This is a genomic window from Candidatus Methylobacter favarea, from assembly GCF_902806695.1.
Lineage (GTDB): Bacteria > Pseudomonadota > Gammaproteobacteria > Methylococcales > Methylomonadaceae > Methylobacter_B > Methylobacter_B favarea.
Genome location: NZ_CADCXN010000091.1, coordinates 86,396 through 104,799, shown reverse-complemented (window position 1 = coordinate 104,799; position 18,404 = coordinate 86,396). Strand labels below are relative to the sequence as shown.

At 51.0% G+C, this 18,404-nt stretch carries 19 protein-coding genes; 7 read left to right on the top strand and 12 right to left on the bottom strand.

Annotated features, from left to right (window positions below):
• Positions 1–1,282: glycoside hydrolase family 15 protein (locus HUX64_RS14835; protein ID WP_217426556.1), on the bottom strand; the 1,282-nt coding region annotated here is incomplete at its 3' end.
• 252 nt (positions 1,283–1,534) lie between these two features.
• On the opposite strand from HUX64_RS14835, the gene HUX64_RS14830 reads away from it, so the two are divergent.
• Positions 1,535–2,287: an HAD family hydrolase gene (locus tag HUX64_RS14830; protein ID WP_174626984.1), complete on the top strand. Its 753-nt coding sequence runs from the start codon at positions 1,535–1,537 to the stop codon at positions 2,285–2,287.
• A 50-nt stretch (positions 2,288–2,337) separates the two neighbouring features.
• On the top strand, positions 2,338–2,730 hold the full coding sequence (locus HUX64_RS14825; RefSeq protein ID WP_174626983.1) for an MAPEG family protein: 393 nt from the start codon (positions 2,338–2,340) through the stop codon (positions 2,728–2,730).
• Positions 2,731–2,874: 144 nt separating this feature from the next.
• Here the strand turns inward: HUX64_RS14825 and HUX64_RS14820 are convergent, their stop codons facing one another.
• The gene (locus tag HUX64_RS14820; protein WP_174626982.1) at positions 2,875–4,212 is read right to left on the bottom strand and encodes an NRAMP family divalent metal transporter; all 1,338 of its coding nucleotides are present in this window, start codon (positions 4,210–4,212) and stop codon (positions 2,875–2,877) included.
• A 440-nt stretch (positions 4,213–4,652) separates the two neighbouring features.
• Between HUX64_RS14820 and HUX64_RS14815 the strand changes: the two genes are divergently transcribed.
• Both HUX64_RS14815 and HUX64_RS14810 read left to right on the top strand, forming a co-directional pair.
• Positions 4,653–5,309: an SCO family protein gene (locus tag HUX64_RS14815; protein ID WP_174626981.1), complete on the top strand. Its 657-nt coding sequence runs from the start codon at positions 4,653–4,655 to the stop codon at positions 5,307–5,309.
• Between the two features lie 103 nt (positions 5,310–5,412).
• Complete coding sequence (locus HUX64_RS14810; protein ID WP_174626980.1) at positions 5,413–6,225, top strand: cytochrome c oxidase assembly protein; 813 nt, start codon at positions 5,413–5,415, stop codon at positions 6,223–6,225.
• A 37-nt stretch (positions 6,226–6,262) separates the two neighbouring features.
• Here the strand turns inward: HUX64_RS14810 and HUX64_RS14805 are convergent, their stop codons facing one another.
• From HUX64_RS14805 to HUX64_RS14780, 6 genes are all read right to left on the bottom strand, one after another.
• On the bottom strand, positions 6,263–7,495 hold the full coding sequence (locus HUX64_RS14805) for a c-type cytochrome (protein ID WP_246247051.1): 1,233 nt from the start codon (positions 7,493–7,495) through the stop codon (positions 6,263–6,265).
• A gap of 101 nt (positions 7,496–7,596) precedes the next feature.
• The gene (locus HUX64_RS14800; RefSeq protein WP_246247050.1) at positions 7,597–7,995 is read right to left on the bottom strand and encodes a hypothetical protein; all 399 of its coding nucleotides are present in this window, start codon (positions 7,993–7,995) and stop codon (positions 7,597–7,599) included.
• 67 nt (positions 7,996–8,062) lie between these two features.
• Positions 8,063–8,659: a cytochrome c oxidase subunit 3 gene (locus tag HUX64_RS14795; protein WP_174626977.1), complete on the bottom strand. Its 597-nt coding sequence runs from the start codon at positions 8,657–8,659 to the stop codon at positions 8,063–8,065.
• On the bottom strand, positions 8,652–10,646 hold the full coding sequence (ctaD, locus tag HUX64_RS14790; protein WP_174626976.1) for a cytochrome c oxidase subunit I: 1,995 nt from the start codon (positions 10,644–10,646) through the stop codon (positions 8,652–8,654). Before ctaD ends, HUX64_RS14795 begins: the two co-directional genes overlap by 8 nt.
• A gap of 17 nt (positions 10,647–10,663) precedes the next feature.
• Positions 10,664–11,689, bottom strand: a complete 1,026-nt coding sequence (locus HUX64_RS14785; protein WP_174626975.1) for a cytochrome c oxidase subunit II — start codon at positions 11,687–11,689, stop codon at positions 10,664–10,666.
• 276 nt (positions 11,690–11,965) lie between these two features.
• Positions 11,966–13,552 carry a sigma 54-interacting transcriptional regulator gene (locus tag HUX64_RS14780; RefSeq protein ID WP_174626974.1) on the bottom strand — a complete coding sequence of 529 codons (1,587 nt, stop codon included), beginning with the start codon at positions 13,550–13,552 and terminating at the stop codon, positions 11,966–11,968.
• 157 nt (positions 13,553–13,709) lie between these two features.
• On the opposite strand from HUX64_RS14780, the gene HUX64_RS14775 reads away from it, so the two are divergent.
• From HUX64_RS14775 to HUX64_RS14765, 3 genes are read left to right on the top strand one after another with little or no spacing between them, the layout of a single operon-like run.
• The gene (locus HUX64_RS14775; protein WP_174626973.1) at positions 13,710–14,363 is read left to right on the top strand and encodes a DUF938 domain-containing protein; all 654 of its coding nucleotides are present in this window, start codon (positions 13,710–13,712) and stop codon (positions 14,361–14,363) included.
• Between the two features lie 53 nt (positions 14,364–14,416).
• Positions 14,417–14,989 (top strand): beta-class carbonic anhydrase, encoded by a 573-nt coding sequence (locus tag HUX64_RS14770; RefSeq protein WP_174626972.1) that lies wholly within the window; start codon positions 14,417–14,419, stop codon positions 14,987–14,989.
• Between the two features lie 2 nt (positions 14,990–14,991).
• Positions 14,992–15,726, top strand: a complete 735-nt coding sequence (locus HUX64_RS14765; RefSeq protein WP_174626971.1) for an SDR family NAD(P)-dependent oxidoreductase — start codon at positions 14,992–14,994, stop codon at positions 15,724–15,726.
• A 128-nt stretch (positions 15,727–15,854) separates the two neighbouring features.
• On the opposite strand, the gene HUX64_RS14760 is transcribed toward HUX64_RS14765, so the two are convergent.
• The 4 genes from HUX64_RS14760 to cobO form a co-directional block, all read right to left on the bottom strand.
• Complete coding sequence (locus HUX64_RS14760; protein WP_246247049.1) at positions 15,855–16,682, bottom strand: DUF3530 family protein; 828 nt, start codon at positions 16,680–16,682, stop codon at positions 15,855–15,857.
• A gap of 70 nt (positions 16,683–16,752) precedes the next feature.
• Positions 16,753–17,079, bottom strand: a complete 327-nt coding sequence (locus HUX64_RS14755; protein ID WP_246247048.1) for a cold shock domain-containing protein — start codon at positions 17,077–17,079, stop codon at positions 16,753–16,755.
• 220 nt (positions 17,080–17,299) lie between these two features.
• On the bottom strand, positions 17,300–17,659 hold the full coding sequence (locus tag HUX64_RS14750; protein ID WP_174626970.1) for a hypothetical protein: 360 nt from the start codon (positions 17,657–17,659) through the stop codon (positions 17,300–17,302).
• A 152-nt stretch (positions 17,660–17,811) separates the two neighbouring features.
• A complete protein-coding gene (cobO, locus tag HUX64_RS14745; protein ID WP_174626969.1) occupies positions 17,812–18,348 on the bottom strand; it encodes a cob(I)yrinic acid a,c-diamide adenosyltransferase in 537 nt (178 codons plus the stop codon).
• Between the last annotated feature and the right edge of the window lie 56 nt (positions 18,349–18,404).

Sequence of the window (18,404 nt, the reverse complement as noted above, 5' to 3'; positions counted from 1 at the left end):
GAGCCGTTGTCGGCCCTTCGCGAACGATGAAGCTCAATGCGCGGCGCACCATATCATTGACTCGTATTTCACCCAGCGCATTGCGCTCGGCCAAGGCGCTGGCAAGCAGTACCGGAAACGCCGTTTCGTCAAGCTGTATGCCCTGCCAGAAAGGCTTGCCGCCCAGCCATTGGTTTTGCAGCCAATGACCATTGGCCTGCTGGGTCGACATCAGGTAAATCAAGCTTCGCTTTGCATCGGCAATGTCGCCAAGCGCCAATAATGCGCCGGTTGTTTCGACCAAATCGCGCGACCATACTAAATGGTAGCCGCCCCGGCTGGTGCTGGCTTCGCCCCACGGCACCGATAAGCTGGCAATAAAAGCGCCGGGAAAGGTATGGTCTTCATGCGTTTTTATCACCGCTGCCGATTGATGTAATAGTGTCAGTGATTTAGAGTCGAGCAGATCGTCTAATTTTGCCGGCCAATGCAAAGTCTTCAGCCATTGCTGCCAGCCTTGGCAGTATTCAATCCATAGCGGCTCAAACCCGGACGCCAGCGCTTGCAATGCCAAGGTCGCAGCAGCTTCGCGGCTGCCGGCAAGCCCCATAGCCAATGTTCCGCTACAGGGCAATTGGGCAGTCAGCGCCACTTCGCCGGGTCCGGCGTGGGCATAATGCCAGGTCATCGCATTATTGCGTTTAAAATCCTGCCAGCCATCGCTGTTGCCGACTAATCCAACTGACCGTTGCTGTAACGCCGGACGACCATCGCGGCCGACTGCGGCCAAAGCCATTCCGAACGGTCCCTGTTCAGCCCATAATAAAGAATGACCTTTCCATTCATCCGTCCACGCCTGGTTGTTAGTGGCATCCTCGCCAAGCCGAGGGGCTGCCAATAGATAGAGTTGCAGATCTGCATCGCCTTTTAATATAAAGTTGACCACCAGCACATCACGTTCGGGATCGACGCATATCTTCAGGGTCAGCGTAAAACGGACATGGTGATGAATGACGGTTATTGCCGGAACGACATCATCCTCCCAAGCCACAGTATAGGCGTTGAGCCTGCGTATTTCGATCCAGAAATCTCTGCCGTTGGCAACGATAAAACCCAGGTCTTTTAGCTGGGGAATATCCAGCCGGGGGTAATAAACTTCAGTAACAATGCCTTGCGCGACCGTAAACCATACTCGTGAACTCCCTAATGCCGTACCGACGGCATCTTTAATGGCAGGCGCCCAGGTCGGGTAAAAGCTGGAAGGTACAGGCGCTGTCCCGTGGGGATGCAGTTTTTTTGTCATTTGAGTACTCCTTCATGATTAGGATCACATCGAGATTGCAAGATAGGCTGATTACTTAGAGAGTGTTGCAAAGCTCCGGCATTCAATGGAAAGGTAAGCTCCAAAGCCGGTTAAAACAGCCAGCGCCGCTGAACGAGACAGGCGCCCCACTCGGCTAATGCAGCTCTAAATATTTGACCGCTACCCCAGCGGGTGCGGATTATCCGATATAATACCCGGCAGTTATTTTATTTCACTCGAAAGACTACACCTATGCACAACTCGATTATCTATGCGCTCGATTTTGACGGCGTTATCTGCGACAGTGCGGCAGAAACCGCGATGACGGGCTGGAAGGCGGCCGGACGCCTGTGGGATGATATGCCAATAGATACTCCCCAGGCAATGATTGATCAGTTTCGCATAATCCGGCCGCTCATCGAAACCGGTTATGAAGCCATATTGGCGATGCGGCTGCTCTATCTGGGCAAGACCGCCGAGGCTATTTTGAGCGGTTATGCCGGCAAAATTCAAAACTTGCTGGAACAGGCCCAAGTCACGACTGGCGAGCTCAAAAATCTGTTGGGGGAAACCCGGGATGTGTGGATTGATAACGATCTGGCCGATTGGGTCGACAGGAATCCGCTGTTTCCCGGCATTGCCGCCAGGTTGCAGCAGTTGGGCGAACAGAATACCTGGTATATCGTCACTACCAAGCAGGAGCGTTTTGTCAAACATATCCTTAAAGCCAATGCGATTGAACTGGCAGAGCAGCGGATTTTTGGCCTGGACCGCAATATGACCAAGCCGGAGGTTTTAAAAACGCTATTAAAAGCACACCCCGGCCAAACGATTCATTTTCTCGAAGACCGGCTGCCCGCTTTATTGAATGTTTTGAAAAACGATGAGCTGGACAGTGTTAAGTTGACCTTTGCCTTGTGGGGCTATAATACTGCCGAAGACAAAGCGCTTGCCGAGCAACATGCCTTCATCAGCTGTCAGCTTGAAGATTTTTTAGTGGTGTAGTTCTGATTGTGCGGCATTTGCAATCTATTTAACTATCCCCGGGAGGAAATGTGATCAGTTCTTTTTATGCGGCGCTGTCGGCACTGTTAATCGTCTGGTTATCGCTTCGGGTCATAAAGTTGCGCCGGGCGAAAAAAGTGCGCTTTGGCGATGGCGGCGAGCCCAAACTCCAGGTTGCGATCCGCGCCCAGGCAAATGCTACAGAATATATTCCTGTAGCTCTCATCCTGCTCATCCTGCTGGAGCTCGATGGCGGGCATTTAGCCCTTGTCCATAGCGGGGGTATCGCTATGCTCGTCGGCCGTATTGTGCACGCCAGGGGCTTGCTGACCGGAAGCCTTCGCTACCGGGTGCTGGGAATGCAGATTACCCTTTTTACTGTAATCGGGTTGGCCGTCGCTAATCTTGCTTACGCATTATATAAAGGCCTGCACGGGTTTTAATATTTCAACTCGGACTGACGCTGTAAAGCCAAGCTATTCTGTTTGAGCGAAAACGGAAAGTGCAGATCCGCAATCAAACTCGGGTAAAGCCGGTGTATAGCTTTTTTTAAACTACAGGCTTGTATATCAGGTAATTTTTCAGGTTCAACTGAGTGTTCCCAGATCAACAAGCTGCGCAAACATCAACAGCACAACAAAGGCCATGATGATTGTGGCCAGCCAGCCCGTTATCCGCAATCGCCTGGAAATGACGAACTGCCCCATCACCTTGGGATTTACCGCCATACGCATCATCATCGCCATAACTGGTACGGAAATTATTCCATTGATGACCGCTGACCAGAACAGGGCTTTAATGGAATCAAGCTTCGTAAATCCCAACGCTATGCCGATCAGGGTGGCGGCAACAATAATGCCGTAAAAGCGCATTCCAAGCCGCGGATTCAGGTTAAGTCCTTGGCGCCAGCCGAATGCCTCGGCAACGGCGAAGGCCGCGGAGCCGGCCAGGACGGGAATAGACAGCATGCCGGTTCCGAGAATGCCCAGGGCAAACAGCACGAAAGCAAAACGGCCCGCAATGGGGCGTAAGGCCTCGGCCGCCTGGGTCGAGGTCTGAATATCGGTGATGCCGTGCTGATGTAGGGCCGCGGCGGCTGTCAGCATAATAAAAAAGGCAATCAGGTTTGAAAATCCCATGCCGATCAAGGTATCGATCTTGATGCGTTTCAAGTTTAATCCGGCCTGCTCCGGATGGCCGCGCAACGGTTTATCCGCATCCACCGCATTCAAGTCTTCAACCTCTTGCGAGGCTTGCCAAAAAAACAAATACGGACTGATAGTGGTGCCAAAGATCGCGACAATCATAGTAATATGGTCTGCGCCAAGATTTATGGACGGCCATAGCGCATCTTTCATGACGACTGGCCACGGTATTGGAACGGCGAAGACTATACCGACATAGGCAAAGAGCGATAAAGTCAGCCATTTGAGCCCGCGCACATAGCGGTTATAAGAAATAAATACTTGCAGCAGGCAGCAGACTAAACCCAAACCTGCGGCATAAAAATGGCGCGGGCCGCCCAGCACTAAAGCCAAGGCATTGCCCATGGCGCTAATGTCTGCTGCAATGTTTATGGTATTGGCAATGAGCAATAAACAGACCAGGGTATAAAGCCATGCCGGCGCATAAAAATTGCGCATAATGCCTGCCAGTCCGTAGCCCGTAACCCGCCCCAGCCGGGCGCTGATGATTTGGATTCCCGCCATCAGCGGATAAGTGAACACTAGCGTCCACAACATAGTGTTGCCAAAGTGGGCGCCGGCTTGAGAATATGTGGCGATCCCGCTAGGATCATCGTCCGCGGCTCCGGTAATCAAGCCGGGGCCGAGTTTTTCAAGCACAGAGGCTTGATGCTTTGGGCCGTCTCTCTGGACGGTTTCCACCTTATCAAGCACTGGAGCAGTATGCAGCTTATTACTCATGATTCATTAAAAGTGGCCTGGATTTGTAAAGCGAGGGCGGTGCTCAGGTCAGCAAGGATTATCCTCTATCACGTCAGGCATAAACGGGTGAATGGCTTTTCATCCTGGCTCGTAACTGGATGGGTATGCGTTTTGATTTCTGGCATTATCTCGAAGGCAGCCTATTGTGGAAGTAGTTTATGACAACTAGGCAACAGGTTAATAAAAACCTGTTCCTGAGGCAAAGGAAAACGCTGTGAATAATTCATAAAATGCTTAAAATCCTGACCAAGAACTGCAGTATTAGAATCCATTTTACCCTAAACAGGCTAATACTTATGAGCATCCCCATCGCATCAAGATAACTTTTAGAAAAAAAAGCTGTTTTAGGGCAAGCTATCCATTTTTATAAGGCCATTTAAAATCACTATGCACCTTAGTCTCGTCGAGTCAACGCTGTAATGAGCCAATTAACTGGCCCTTCAAAATATTTCAGGCTGCCGCCTTATATTTTCAGGCTGATTTATGCTACCGCAAGTGCCCGCTTTCTGATTGGTATTGCTCTGGCATCAGGGCTTACCAGTTGCAACTCCGAGCCCGCCTGGCATTTAAATAATATAAGCGGGCATTTGCCGGATCTGGAGTTTGCGTTAATATCCGATAAGGGCATGCCCGTTACTGCGCAAACATTCAAAGGCAGGCTAATAGTAATGTATTTCGGTTTTACCCACTGCGCCGCAGAATGCCCGGTGGCTATGGCTCGCCTTAGCCAGGTCTTGCAGAAGCTGGGAAAGGATGCTGACCGCGTCCATATCCTGTTTGTAACATTAGATCCCGGCCGCGATACGTCGCCCGTACTGCATCGCTATCTGTCAGCTTTCAATGCGGCGCACATGACCGGATTAACAGGGAATAAACAGGCCATCATCGATTTGGTCAAGCGCTATCGGTCGGCCTACCGCCCCGCTACAGGCGGCGGCAAGTCGAATGATATAGCGCATAGCGCTGCTGTTTATATTTTTGATGCGCAAGGGCAGGCGCGGCTGCTGTTTTCACCGGCTGAGCCGGATAAAAACCTGGTCAGCGATTTATTACGCTTATTGCATGAGAGCCGTTAATTCTACCTATTTATCAGGGATGTTCCCGGCATCCCTTGTTGATGCTGCCGGATTACCGCACTGTTTCCGGAAGCCGACAGACCTGTTGGGAGGTTACTCATAAATGCAAATATTCCTGTGGCTGACGCCCTGGGAAAAATCGCTTACCTTTATCGCGGTTATTGCCGCCGCGGCAATCCTGTTCGTTAAGGGCTGCGCTAGCCGCCAACCCCCGTTTCGACAAAAACTGTATTTCTGGATCGGGCTGGCGGCGCTGTATAGCGTGTCTCAAACCCAGTTTGAATATTATTCGGAGCATGAATTTTTCATGCACAGACTGCAGCATGTCGTGTTGCATCACGTCGCTCCGTTTTTAATTGCGCTAGCACGGCCCGGAGCGATTCTGTGGGCGGGTGCGCCGCTCAAAGGCAAGCGCTGGATTCGACCAATTTTTGAGTCCAGGCCGGTGCAACAGCTATTATCGATCGGGCGTCAACCGGTAATCGCCGTCATTCTGTTCGACGGTCTGATATTTTTCTGGCTGCTGCCGTCAGTCCACTTTCTGGCGATGATCGACTGGCGCCTCTATCGTCTAATGAACTGGAGCGTCATTATCACCGGCTTGATATTCTGGAGCCTCGTGCTGCCGCCCGCGCCTGAGCAAACTCTTCACCGGTCCGCAGGCTGCCGCATTGCCATGATGCTGGCGGTAATGCCGCCGCAAATCGTGGTCGGCTCCCTGATTTTCTTCGCACCGCAGGAACTGTACCCGATCTATACGCTCTGCGGCCGCGCTTTCGCCCAGCTTGATCCGGTTACTGATCAGCAGATTGGCGGTTTGCTTATGTGGATACCGGCATCGATGATGAGTGTTATCGGCATAATAATGGTAATCAGGAATGAACTCCAGCACTCGGAGCATGCCATAAATAAATGAGCCTCCAAGTTTTATTCAGACTCCCTGTCTGCACAAATTATTTTTGTAAATCCCTGCGCAACAGGTAAACGGCCCGCGCTGTAACCGGTGCAGCGGCATTGCCCCAGCTGTTTCTGATGAAGCTGAGCACCTCGGCAATTTCGCCGTCAGTCAGTCTGCGGGCAAATTTGGGCATTTTCTCGGGCTTGACTCCATAGCGGGTTTTTGCAGTTCTGCCGCCTTCAAGCGCGAGCCGAATGAGTGATGAAGCATTTTCGGAAAGAACAATCGGACTGCCGGCGAGCCCGGGAAATTTGGGCGGATCGCCCCGGCCGTTTTTCTTATGACACTTTGCGCAGTAGGATTCATAAATGCCGGCGCCGGGGTCTTCCCTGGGATGAGTAAGACTTGTTTCTACAGACCGCGCTGCCGCTGAAGCCAAAGGTTTGTAAGCTGACCTTTCGGGCTGCGGGCTGAGCGTTTTCAGGTAATGCGCAATCGCATCAAGGTCCTCCTTGTACAAATACTGGGTGCTTTTTTCGATAACCTCAAGCATGCTGCCGAAAACCGCTGACCCGGCGCCATGGCCAGTGCGGAGAAACCCGGAAATATCGGCTTCCGACCAGCGGCCCAGACCGGACGCATGATTGCCCCTGAGATTGGCGGCGAACCAGTTATCTATCACATTGCCTTTTAAAAAAACCGGCGACTGTTCATCATAGCCCTTTTCCTGATAAGCCAAACCGCGCGGCGTATGGCACGCGCCGCAATGGCCCAGCGATTGCACGAGATAAGCGCCGCGATTCCACTGCGCATCGCGGTTTGGATGCGGCTCGTAACGCTGATGTTTGACGAATGCGGCATCCCAGAACATGAGTGTCCAGCGCTGATTGACCGGAAAGGGCAGAGCCGTTACGGGCGGTCTGGCGGCGATGGGCCGCACTTCATGCATGAAATAGTCATACAAGGCATGCAAATCATCATCCGTTATGGCGGTAAACGAGGCGTACGGCATGGCCGGATACAAACGCTTGCCGTCTTTTCTTATGCCCTCCCGCAGCGCCAGCCTGAAATCATCATAGCTATAGCGGCCGATGCCGGCAACAGGATCAGGCGTGATATTGGTTGAGTAGATAATGCCGAAGGGCGAATTAATCGCGAGGCCCCCTGCGTATGGCGCAGAGTCCGAACCGGAGGCCGTATGGCAGGCTGCACAATCGCCAATTTTTGCGAGATAAGCGCCTCTTGACTGCTGCGGCGCAGGCGCAGGTTCTGCCGCCGCGCTCGACAATCCGTATCCTCCCGAAAACCAGCTTAACGAAATGCAAATCGCTGTGGCTGCTCGCAGCCAGTTTGCCCAGCGTCTGCCTCTTATGATGGATACGCAACAAGCTAAAACCATGAACTGCAGGGCGAAACAAAAATAATTGCGCAACCGGTAAAAAGGGTGGCGATAATGAAAAGCAGGCTGGACATCATGCCCAGCCTTGCCAGAAATCGCCTTCTTCCTTGAGCATCAGCCAGCCTGTTTTTGTCAGTGCCGGGAAATTTCCGCTCTTGCTCTGCCTGCCGCCACAGGCTCCATGCAGTGAATCCGGACAGTAACGCTCCGATCAGGCATATGAGACTGATGCCCGCCAGCATCAGCACAAGGCTGCTCCATACCGGCGCCGCCAAAGGCGCCTGATGCGGATAGCAGGCATAGGCCGCGAGCGCCTCGCTCAGCGACATCTGTACAACCCATAGCAGCGGCGCGCCAAACAGTGCGGTCAATGTGCGCATAGCACTCATTCGGGACGCGCCTGAAGCAGGAAGATTAAAGGCGAGAGGTTCGGTGTCGGGCAGCATAGCGCTTTAATCAGAGGTAAGGACTCAGGTACAGAGTCGCAAACACAAACAGCCATACCCCGTCGACGAAATGCCAGTAAAGGCCGCCAATCGAGACTGATACATGGCGTTTATCATCAAAATAACCGAGCATCATCCATAGCAGCAGCAGCGACAGAATGATTATGCCTACCACGACATGCGCCATATGAAAGCCAGTTATAGTGAAATATAGCGAGCCATACAGATCGGTAATCATCGTGTAGGGCTTTTTGTTCCACTCGCTCAGCTGAATCATGATAAAGCCTGTTCCCAATAGTATCGCCACGGCCATCAGAATTATGCTTGAACGTATTTTTTTGCTTTTCAGGCAATATTCGCTGATCCAGACGAAACCGCTGCTCGCGAGCAGGATTAGCGTATTGATGCCGGGAATGGCAAGCCTGGGCAAACCGTCGGGCGGCCACTGCTGCTGTGTCTGGGCAGCCAGATAAAAGTAGGAAAACAACAGATAGCCAAACAGCGATCCTTCAGTCACTATCAAGGTCAGCAGACCCCACCAGCCATTCGAGCGTTTGCCATAGCTGCCCACCGGCAGGGGCTCCTGCAGCGGTATTAACTTAGCCATGCTCGGCATCCCTGGCAGAGTGCATGGCAGAGGCGCTCTGTTCCTGTTTCCTGCCAGGCCACATCCAGGCGGTAAGCGCGATACCGCCGGCGATCGCCATCAGCCCGGCAAAATCCCACCACTGCAGCAGGAGGCCTGCGAACATCAAGGCGCTGAACAGCCCGAGAAAAAAAGGGGCATAGGAATCATCGGGCATTTTGAGAATGAGATCAGGGCGCGCATCGAGCGGGGTCGTAGCCAGCGTTTCCCTGCCCTGCAGCAGCAGGTAGCCTTCATCCAGACTTGAACGGGCCGCACCTTCATCAGCTCTGTTCTCCCAAAGCGGATGACGGCTGGCAATTAAAGGAATCACGGCAAAATTATAGGCCGGCGGCGGCGATGATACAGACCATTCAAGGGTAGCGGCATCCCAGGGATTGTTTCCGGCAAGCGCGCCCCGTTTAAGACTGATGAGCGCATTGACCATGAAAATCAGAATGCCCGCCGCAAACAGAAAAGCTCCGATTGAGGTGACCATGTTAATGGTATTCCAGCCCATATCTCCTGAGTAAGTGTAAATCCGCCGCGGCATGCCCATAAGACCGGCAATATGCATCGGAAAAAAGCCGATGTTAAAGCCTGTGAACATCACCCAGAAGCTCCATTTCCCCAGCCTTTCATCCATCATGCGGCCGAAGAACTTCGGAAACCAGTAATAGATGCCGCCGACGACCGGGAAAACATTAATGCCGAGCAAGACGTAATGCAGGTGGGCGACGACGAAATAAGTATCGGTAAGCTGAAAATCCAGAGGCACCGCCGCCGTCATTACGCCCGACACCCCGCCTATCACGAAGAGCATTACAAATCCGGCAAAAAATAAAAACGGTGTAGTAAACACGGGCCGGCCCAGCCAGATGGTGGCAATCCACGCGAACACGGCCACGGCGCTGGGAATAGAGATCACCATGCTGGCGGCGCCGAAGAAAGACAAGGCCAGGGTCGGCAAACCGGTGGCGAACATATGATGAATCCAGACTTCAAAACCCAGCAGCATGGTCGCCATGGTCGACAGCGCCACCGCCGCGTAGCCTACCAGCGGCCGCCTGCAGAAGGTCGGCAGCGCATCTGAGACGATACCCATCGCCGGCAATACAACTACATATACCCAGGGATGACCGAACATCCAGAACAGGTGCTGCCAGAGCAAAGGCTTGCCGCCATTGCTGACATCAAAAAAATGGGTGCCAGTCTGCCGATCAAGCCACAGCAGGAAAAAAGCGAGACTCACCGAGGGCACGGCCAGCAAATTGCCTACGGACGCGGTCAGCGTGCCCCAGACCATAATAGGCACACGGTTGATGGACATGCCCGGCGCCCGCATTCTGAACAGCGTAACGACAAAATTGATCGACCCGACTGTCGTGGAAATACCCAGCAGCACCATGCCCAAGGCATAGACATCAATGTTCGGCCCGGTGTCAAATTCAAGCGAGGAAAGGGGTACATAATTGAACCAGCCCGCGTTGGGCGCCTGACCCACGGGAAAGCTCACATACAGGAATATGCCGGCAAACAGGAACAGCCAATAGGACAAGGCGTTCAGGCGCGGAAAAGCCATATCGCGCGAGCCCAGCAGCAGCGGCCACAGGTAATTGGAAAATCCTGACAGAATCGGCAGTGAATACAAAAAAATCATGGTCACGCCATGCATTGTGAACAGTTGATTGTACTGTTCAGGCGTCAGCAACGCCTGATCGGGGCGCGCCAGCTGCACGCGCATAACCAGGGCCTCAACGCCGCCAATCAGTAAAAATACAAAAGCGGTGATAATGTAACGCAGTCCGATTTCCTTATGATCCACTGTCGCCAGCCAGCCGCGCCAGCCGGGCAGTGTTTCCCAGAGCGAGGCGAGCCGCTTTTCCGCAGCTGACCCAAGAGGCGCACGACCGAACTCCGGCACCCGCATAAGAGGCGCGTCAGAACTGTTTTTAGCGATAGGGTTCATGCCGTTTCTCCGCCGCTTTAGTTGAGGGTTGCCAGAAATGCCGCCAGATCCGCCATTTCAGAAGGCGATAGCGAGATGCTGGGCATGCGCGATCCAGGTTTAATTTCCTGGGCATGAATAACCCATTCAATCACCTGCCGTGGCGTATTAGCGCGTAAACCGGCTGCAATACGATGCCTGGAATTCAGATGGGTCAAGTCGGGGCCATGCTCGCCTGTTGCCTCTGTGCCGCGGATTGCGTGACATCCTGAACAACGCTCCATGAACAGTTTCATGCCGTCAGCGATAGAAACTGCCGAAGACAGGGCAGCCTTCTGGCGCTGGGTTTCCTGCCAGTATTTAAAGTTGGCCGGCGCCTGCGCGACCACTTCCACTGCCATATGGGCATGCTGAGCGCCGCAGTACTGCGAGCATTGGCCGCGATAAGTCCCCGCCACATCCGCCTGCAGCCACTGCTGATTCATCAGGCCGGGAATCATCTCGGTTTTGCCGGCCAGCTGCGGCACCCAGAATGCATGAATCACATCGGCGCTATTAAGCTTTATCAGCACCGGCACGCCCACCGGAATATGAATTTCATTGGCGGTGACAAAGCGCCGCGCGGGATCTTCATCTTCATAAGTTACTTTCCACCACCAGTCGTATCCGGTAACGGTTAGCGTCAGGCCCGGCGCTGTTGCCGGCTTGGCAATGGCATTGAGCGTAATCATTGCATATACAGCTAGCGCAAGGAGAACGCAGGTCGATAGGCCGGCGCCGATATAAATCCATCCCAACCCTTCCTCTTCACGCCCGATAGTTCGGGAATCAGTTGCTTGACGTTTGCGGGTAATCGCCGCCACCAGCAGTATGCCGATAATGATGCAGACGGCAAGGCATACGACCGCCAGCACCCAGCCCAGAATCATTGTCGGCCTGGAGGCCGGGCCGTAGCTATGTAAAAAATAGTTCAAAGGCGCCTCGGCTGCGGTCGCCAGCGCGGAGATTGAGAGATTTGAAAGCGCTGCCGGAAAGCCGATCCCCAAAAAGGCGATCTCATTCATAGGCGGCAATGGCAAAACACATTATTAGCATCCACTTCGTTATTCCTGGCTATTCTCAGCCGCTGGCAATACATGAGCACATACAATTTGCAAGAAAATATAATGCGCCAGGCTTCAATCCTTCCGTACGCTATCCGACATAGGGAAGATTTTTTTCGAGAGCTATTATTCGCGAAAGCGGGTATGAAAAGAGAGCCTCGCATCAGTTGGCACAACGGCAGGAAATCAGTTTACCGAAAGGCCATACCGCGCGGAAACAGAGACATTTATTTCCCCTTAAATTTCTGAAACATCCTGTGCGCGGGACACAAGGTTCCGGTAATCGGCCGCATTCAGCGCATATTTTTTCAATTTGCCATAGACCGCGCGCGGCGTAATACTCATTATTTCCGCTACTTTTTTTACATTGCCCTGATGCTGTTTTAAAGCCGTTTCAAGATAGGCGCGTTCAATCCTGGCAACGCTGTGTTCCTTGATGTTTTTCCACTCGTCAATGGAGCCGGTTTCAGGAAGCTCCAAATCCAGTTCGGTCATTTCTTTGCCGCTGGCAAATAAAAGGCTGCGTTCGAGGATATTTTCCAGCTCGCGGACATTGCCCGGCCATGAGTAGGCGCGAATTTTCTGCATGATTTCACGGCTGACCGATTCAATCTGTCTGTTATACTTCTTGCTCAAACGCTGCACGATCAATTGCACCAGATAAGGCAAATCTTCGGGCCGTTCGGATAAGGGCGGAATGCGCAGGCGAACCACGTTTAGCCGGTAATACAAGTCATTGCGGAATGACCCTTCCTTAACAAGCTCCTCCAGATTGTTATTGGTTGCGGAAATAATTCTAAGGTCGACCGGCAGGATTTGCTTGCCGCCGACCCGTTCCAGCTCGCCCTCCTGAAGCACGCGCAGCAAGCGGATTTGCGCGGCCGGAGACAAGGTATCGACTTCATCCAGAAACAAAGTGCCGCCTTCAGCCCTTTCAAAATAGCCCTGATGAATTTCGATGGCGCCGGTAAAGGCGCCCTTTTCATGCCCGAACAGGACGCTTTCGATCAGGCTTTCAGGAATGGCTCCGCAATTGATCGGGATGAACGGTTTCTGGCAGCGCTCGCTCATTGCATGAATGGCCCGTGCAATCAATTCCTTACCGACGCCCGTTTGACCCTGAATTAACACCGTTGCCAGGGTAGGCGCAACCACCTGAATGGATTGCAGTATTTTCTGCATCATCGGCGATTTGGCAATGATCGCCGGAGACTGCTGTTTTTTTGCCGGCAGCTTGCCTTGTTTACGCCAAATCTGCTGCATGCTCTCTTCAATACGGGAATGCAGGTCATTCATATCCTGCACTTCCTTGACGGGAGTAGTATCGGTGTATTCCATGCCCGGATGTCCAGTTGCCGCATTCGGGTTCGTGTATACACACACTTCACACTTGCCGTCGCGGCGAGCAATGCTTTTTTTTATTTCAACCTTGGCGTAACCGAAATTTCTGGCGGCAATTCCGCCAAAGACACTGGAAGTCATTCGGCATAATTCAGGAAAATTGGTGACCTGATCGCCAAAAGGACAACAGGAATTGGTCACGGTGATGCAGTCCTGATTACTGGATGCCAGGGAAAATTTGCCGCCGATATTATTCTTGAGGCCAAGAATGAGTTCGATATAGCTTTCACTATTGAGTGCGTCGCTTTTATGGGTCTCTTCCCTGTAGGTTTCTTCAAAAAAGCAGCCGGCAGTCTTGGCAATGTGTTCAATCAATTGCTCGCAGTGCTTTTGCCCCTGCTGTTCGCTGGCGTGCATCAGCTCAATAATGAAGGTTTGCAGAAAAAACACCGGCGTTAAATCGGAAAGTGAGGTAGTATTCATGCTATGTTGTGAAATAAATTTTCTTTAATTGAAGCACAGCTTCCTTTATAGGGCAAGGTTAAAAATCAAGTCATTGTAATTTAACAGGAATATTATTAATAATTACTGGCACAACCCTTGCTTAGCTAGAAGTGTAACTAATAACGAGGAGTTAATAATGAACCTGGATAGACCACCCCTGGATCCGCATCCCTTAAGCGAATATGTTGCCTGGGCCGGCGGCCGCAACCGTGAACCGCTTCTGGGTGTTTTAAAAGAAAAGCTGCCTGACGAGCCGGGCCATGTTCTGGAGCTCGCCAGCGGCAGCGGCATGCACATCAATTATTTTGCGCCGTATTTCAAGCACCTGCATTTTCATCCTTCCGACAGGGACATAGAAGTTTTTGATAATATCAAACGGCTGACTTCCTATCATGGCCATGATAATATTGCCGAGCCTGTTCATCTGGATTTAACCAAACCTGAAAGCTGGTTAAATGCCGGCAAGCCAAAATCATTTGCCGCCATTTTCTGCATTAATATTTTTCAGGTTGCGCCTGTTTCAATTGCCGACGGCATGATGGAATGCGCAGCAAATTTGCTTGCCGATGAGGGTTTTTTGCTGATTTATGGCCCGTTTCAGGTTGAAGGAGCCTTTACCACCGATTCCAATAAGGAATTTCATGAGACATTAAGGTCGGCCGGTGTTTCGGAATGGGGACTGAAAGATGTAGCCGACCTGAAAAAGGCAGCGGAAAAACAGGGTTTGGAATTAAAAGAGCAAATCAATATGCCCGCCAATAATTTTTCGCTAATCTTTGGCAGAAAATAATAAAAAACCAGGCGCTTAATTTAAAGAGCCTTATCACATACGAGGATAATCCCATGACTAACATAGTAAATGAAGTATTAACCGCCAACAGCGCCTATGCTGAAGGCTTTGACAAAGCCGATTTGCCGATGCCGCCGGGCCGCCATTTTGCCATCCTGACCTGTATGGATGCGCGCCTGGACCCTGCCAAATACGCCGGGCTTTCCGAAGGCGATGCGCATGTGATCCGCAATGCCGGCGGCCGGGCCAGCGATGATGCGATCCGCTCCCTGGTCATTTCCTATAAACTGCTGGGCACCCGCGAGTGGTTTGTCATTCACCACAGCGATTGCGGCATGGAGACGTTTACGGATGATATCATGCGGGATTTATTGGCCAGCAGTTTAAAAGCGGCCTCGATTGATGCCGACGGCTGGCATGACTGCGGGCAAGGCCCCGGCTCAACCGAAGGCAGCTATATTGAGTGGCTGACCATCAAGGATCAGGCGCAAAGCGTTCTTGAAGATGTGCGGCGGATCAAGGCGCATCCGCTGGTGCCGGCCGATATTCCGGTATACGGCTATATTTATGATGTTAAATCCGGCCGTTTGATGGAAGTGCCGGAAGCTACAGCAGCAGGAAAATAGGAGTGACGCAAAAATGTTCAGCCGTTATCATCGGCGTAGGCCCGGAGCAAGGGCTGGGCGCCTCGCTCGCCGACTTCTTTTCTGGCAAAGGTTTGCATGTTTTTATTGCCGGTCGAAGTGAAGACAAACTTCACAAGCTTACCGATAAAATCGGGCAATCAGGCGGCTCAGCTACGCCTGTGGTTGCCGATGCAACGGTTGAACTTGAAGTCGCGCATTTATTCAGTAAAGTACGGCTTGAAGGTTTTTGTGTCGATATTGCTGCCTACAATGTGGACAGCAATATTCCATCGCCTTTGCTGAAAACTGATGCCGAAACCTTTACGGCGCTGTGGCGGCAAAATTGCCTGGGCGCTTTTTTCTTTGGCAAGGAAGCCGTCAAGGCCATGAAGGACAGGCAAAAAGGAACGCTATTTTTTACCGGCGCAACCGCGTCATTAAGGGCAAGACCGCCGTTTACTGCATTTGCCTCTGCGAAAGCTGGCCTGAGGGCGCTGGCGCAGGGCATGGCGCGCGAATTTTCACCGCAAGGCATCCATGTCGTGCATACTGTCATTGACGGCGTGATTGATGGCGAACGCGCAAGAATCCGGTTCCCGGACTATGTTAAAGCCAAAGGCAAGGATGGCTTGTTGCAGCTTGACGCCATTGCTGAGACCTATTGGGCGATTCATCAGCAACACCCAAGCGCCTGGAGTCATGAACTGGATTTAAGACCGTTTAAAGAGCCTTTTTAGAAAGTGTCAGGCTGGAATTTGCAACAAGTAGGTTGAAGCTGTAACTGACATTATTTTTCTGCGTATGCTTGCCGCACTACTCGGTATAAATATCCGGACGATTTCGGCATACAATGGCATGCAGAGCATTATTTAAAGCCGCTGGAGTTGCCGGAAACCTGGCTCAGCCAGCTATATATCCGCTTCACGACCAGCCCTTCATCATGCAGATATCGGCGGTCTTCATCAGTGATTTTAATCTGCCGGTAACCCGGATTTTCTTTTGCCGCCAAACGGCGGTCTCTGGCGCTGTCAACGACATCCGCTGTATCCAGCGCGCCATAAATATCCAGCATGGGAATTTTAATCTTCTTAATATATTCAAGCACCTTCACTGTTTTTATGTTCGCATCCGGCACTGGCAGACTGATAGTTACTAGCGCCTTGATAGCGGACGACTGCTCACTCTGAGCATATAAAGCCATCAAGCTCCCCAACCCATAGCCAATCAGGACAATGTTTTCTGCCCTGTTATCCTTTGCATACTTAATTCCGGCCTGTATGCGAGCGCGAGTTTCAGGGAGCAGTCCATAATAGTCATTTTTATCAGCGCCTATCTCTCTGACCGGCATTTGCAAGGCAAGCGTTGCCCAGTCATGCTCTGGTAAAAACACTCTTAATGTATCAACCACCTGCCGCTGATTCGGATGTCCGCCAAGATCATGGAGAATAATAACGACACTTTTGCTGACTGTTCTTTCTGTTTCTGTATAAAGACCCAGAAAATTTTTGCCTTCCGCTTCCAGCCTGACAATCCTGCCGATAACCAGCGTTTTCTTGATATCGTCGGCAAATTCCGCCTCACGTTTTTCATCACTAGCAAGGCACATACTGTTGAACAAGGGCAATGCCCAAAGTGCAAAAGCAACAATTTTAAGTAAATTGACGACGGCTGATCTTTTTACTTTATAAATCATTACCTTTGCCTGTGGAGATGAGTGGCGGTATGGAAGCCAACGCATCATCTAAAAACGCACTAACTATTTCTTACCTTATATAAAAAAGCACAGCAATTGCAGCAATCAGTAATCCCAGAGCTATTGCCATAATAACTTTCCTGCTCATCCTGAGCGAGGGCTTGTTTTCAAGTAGCTCTACGCCTTCAATTTTGGCGTTGACCGCTTTGTATTTGCCGGTGCGGTCTTTTGCCGTCTGGTAATAAATGACGTCGCCGGTTATCGGACGGCGGCTCACTCCTTTTAACGATGAAATATGTATAAAAATATCTTTTCCTCCATTGTCCGGTTTAATAAAGCCAAATCCCCGGTTTTCTTTCCATGTTTTTAACATTCCCTTATGCATTATTTTTGCCATAAAAATTACTTCGTTGTTGGTTTAACATTTTGATTCCTCTTGCTTTTTTGTCTTGCAGCCATTTTAGAAATAAATGAATGCGGCCCGTTAATGTAAAGATTCACTGAGCTTCGGATTTCTCCGTACCATCTCATCTGAAATAACTGAAGAGCATGAAAAGACTGTTGTTTTTCTGAGGCCTTCCGCTTTGGCCTAATCCCATAAAGAGGCGTTAAACAGCCTAAATCTTTTTATTTATAAGGATATTATCATCGATAATTAACTCGGAAATCCCACCCAAAGCGCTGCGCACAGTGCAAGAGGCGGTTTTAAATCCGCCTTGTTCACCGGCCCATTTCATCGTGATATAAGTTTCCTTATCACTGTTGGTTTCTAAAGGGAAATAGACCTGCTCGCCAGTCGCCTGCTTGATTGCCGCGGGGCATTTTTGATTAGCCATATTTTGCAAAGCGACATAGTTTCGAATTTTGGATGCAGATTCTTTTTCTTCAATCGATTGCTCCTTATTCGTGCCGACCATAATAATACCAATCACAAAAATACCCACAACAGCTATCATGATTTTTTGTATTTCAGACATTCTCTCTCCTCGTTGCGAAAATTACCTATTATTTTACCGCTTGCCCGCAGTCTTCTTTCGAATTTCATGCTGACTGCCGTATCAGCAATAAAAGCCCGTTTTATATTGTGCGTCTACCCATTACACCTTAAATAGCCCCACACCTTAATACTCTAAAACTCAATCCCCTGCTCAGCCTTGATCTCCTGTTCATAGGCATGTTTGATCATTGTCATTTCGGTCACTGTATGGGCACAACTGATTACTTCAGGCGCAGCATTGCGGCCAGTCAGAATTAAATGCAGCCAGGGCGGCTTTTGGCGGCGGATAAAATCAGCGATTTCCTGGCCGGAAATCCAGTTATAACCGCAGCAGTAATTAATCTCGTCCAGTAACACTACATCAAATTCTTCGGACAGGATTTTTTGCTTGCTGATTTCCCAGATTTCCCGGCTGGTTTTAATATCCTGCTGCGGATTTTTGGTATCCCAGGTAAAGCCGTCGCCCAGTGCATGCCATTCGATATTATCAAAACGGGCTGCCGCTTTTTGCTCGCCGGTTTGCCATTGGCCTTTTATATATTGAATAACGCAGACTTTCATGCCCCAGCCGGCGGCGCGAAAAACGACCCCGAAAGCACTGGAAGATTTGCCTTTGCCTTCGCCGGTATTGACTAAAACCAGTCCCTGCCGTTTGTCTCTTGATTTCATGAATTATGCTTGATAAGGATGTCTTTAGCGCAACGCATTATAGCGCATCCGCTTTC

Coding starts and splice junctions, on each gene's coding strand:
- HUX64_RS14795 (WP_174626977.1), bottom strand. CDS start 8,659: ATGGCTAAGTTAATACCGCTGCAGGAGCCCCTGCCGGTGGGCAGCTAT.
- ctaD (WP_174626976.1), bottom strand. CDS start 10,646: ATGAACCCTATCGCTAAAAACAGTTCTGACGCGCCTCTTATGCGGGTG.
- HUX64_RS14760 (WP_246247049.1), bottom strand. CDS start 16,682: ATGATTTATAAAGTAAAAAGATCAGCCGTCGTCAATTTACTTAAAATT.
- cobO (WP_174626969.1), bottom strand. CDS start 18,348: ATGAAATCAAGAGACAAACGGCAGGGACTGGTTTTAGTCAATACCGGC.
- HUX64_RS14780 (WP_174626974.1), bottom strand. CDS start 13,552: ATGAATACTACCTCACTTTCCGATTTAACGCCGGTGTTTTTTCTGCAA.
- HUX64_RS14775 (WP_174626973.1), top strand. CDS start 13,710: ATGAACCTGGATAGACCACCCCTGGATCCGCATCCCTTAAGCGAATAT.
- HUX64_RS14830 (WP_174626984.1), top strand. CDS start 1,535: ATGCACAACTCGATTATCTATGCGCTCGATTTTGACGGCGTTATCTGC.
- HUX64_RS14755 (WP_246247048.1), bottom strand. CDS start 17,079: ATGGCAAAAATAATGCATAAGGGAATGTTAAAAACATGGAAAGAAAAC.
- HUX64_RS14810 (WP_174626980.1), top strand. CDS start 5,413: ATGCAAATATTCCTGTGGCTGACGCCCTGGGAAAAATCGCTTACCTTT.
- HUX64_RS14750 (WP_174626970.1), bottom strand. CDS start 17,659: ATGTCTGAAATACAAAAAATCATGATAGCTGTTGTGGGTATTTTTGTG.
- HUX64_RS14820 (WP_174626982.1), bottom strand. CDS start 4,212: ATGAGTAATAAGCTGCATACTGCTCCAGTGCTTGATAAGGTGGAAACC.
- HUX64_RS14770 (WP_174626972.1), top strand. CDS start 14,417: ATGACTAACATAGTAAATGAAGTATTAACCGCCAACAGCGCCTATGCT.
- HUX64_RS14800 (WP_246247050.1), bottom strand. CDS start 7,995: ATGAGTGCTATGCGCACATTGACCGCACTGTTTGGCGCGCCGCTGCTA.
- HUX64_RS14815 (WP_174626981.1), top strand. CDS start 4,653: ATGAGCCAATTAACTGGCCCTTCAAAATATTTCAGGCTGCCGCCTTAT.
- HUX64_RS14785 (WP_174626975.1), bottom strand. CDS start 11,689: ATGAATGAGATCGCCTTTTTGGGGATCGGCTTTCCGGCAGCGCTTTCA.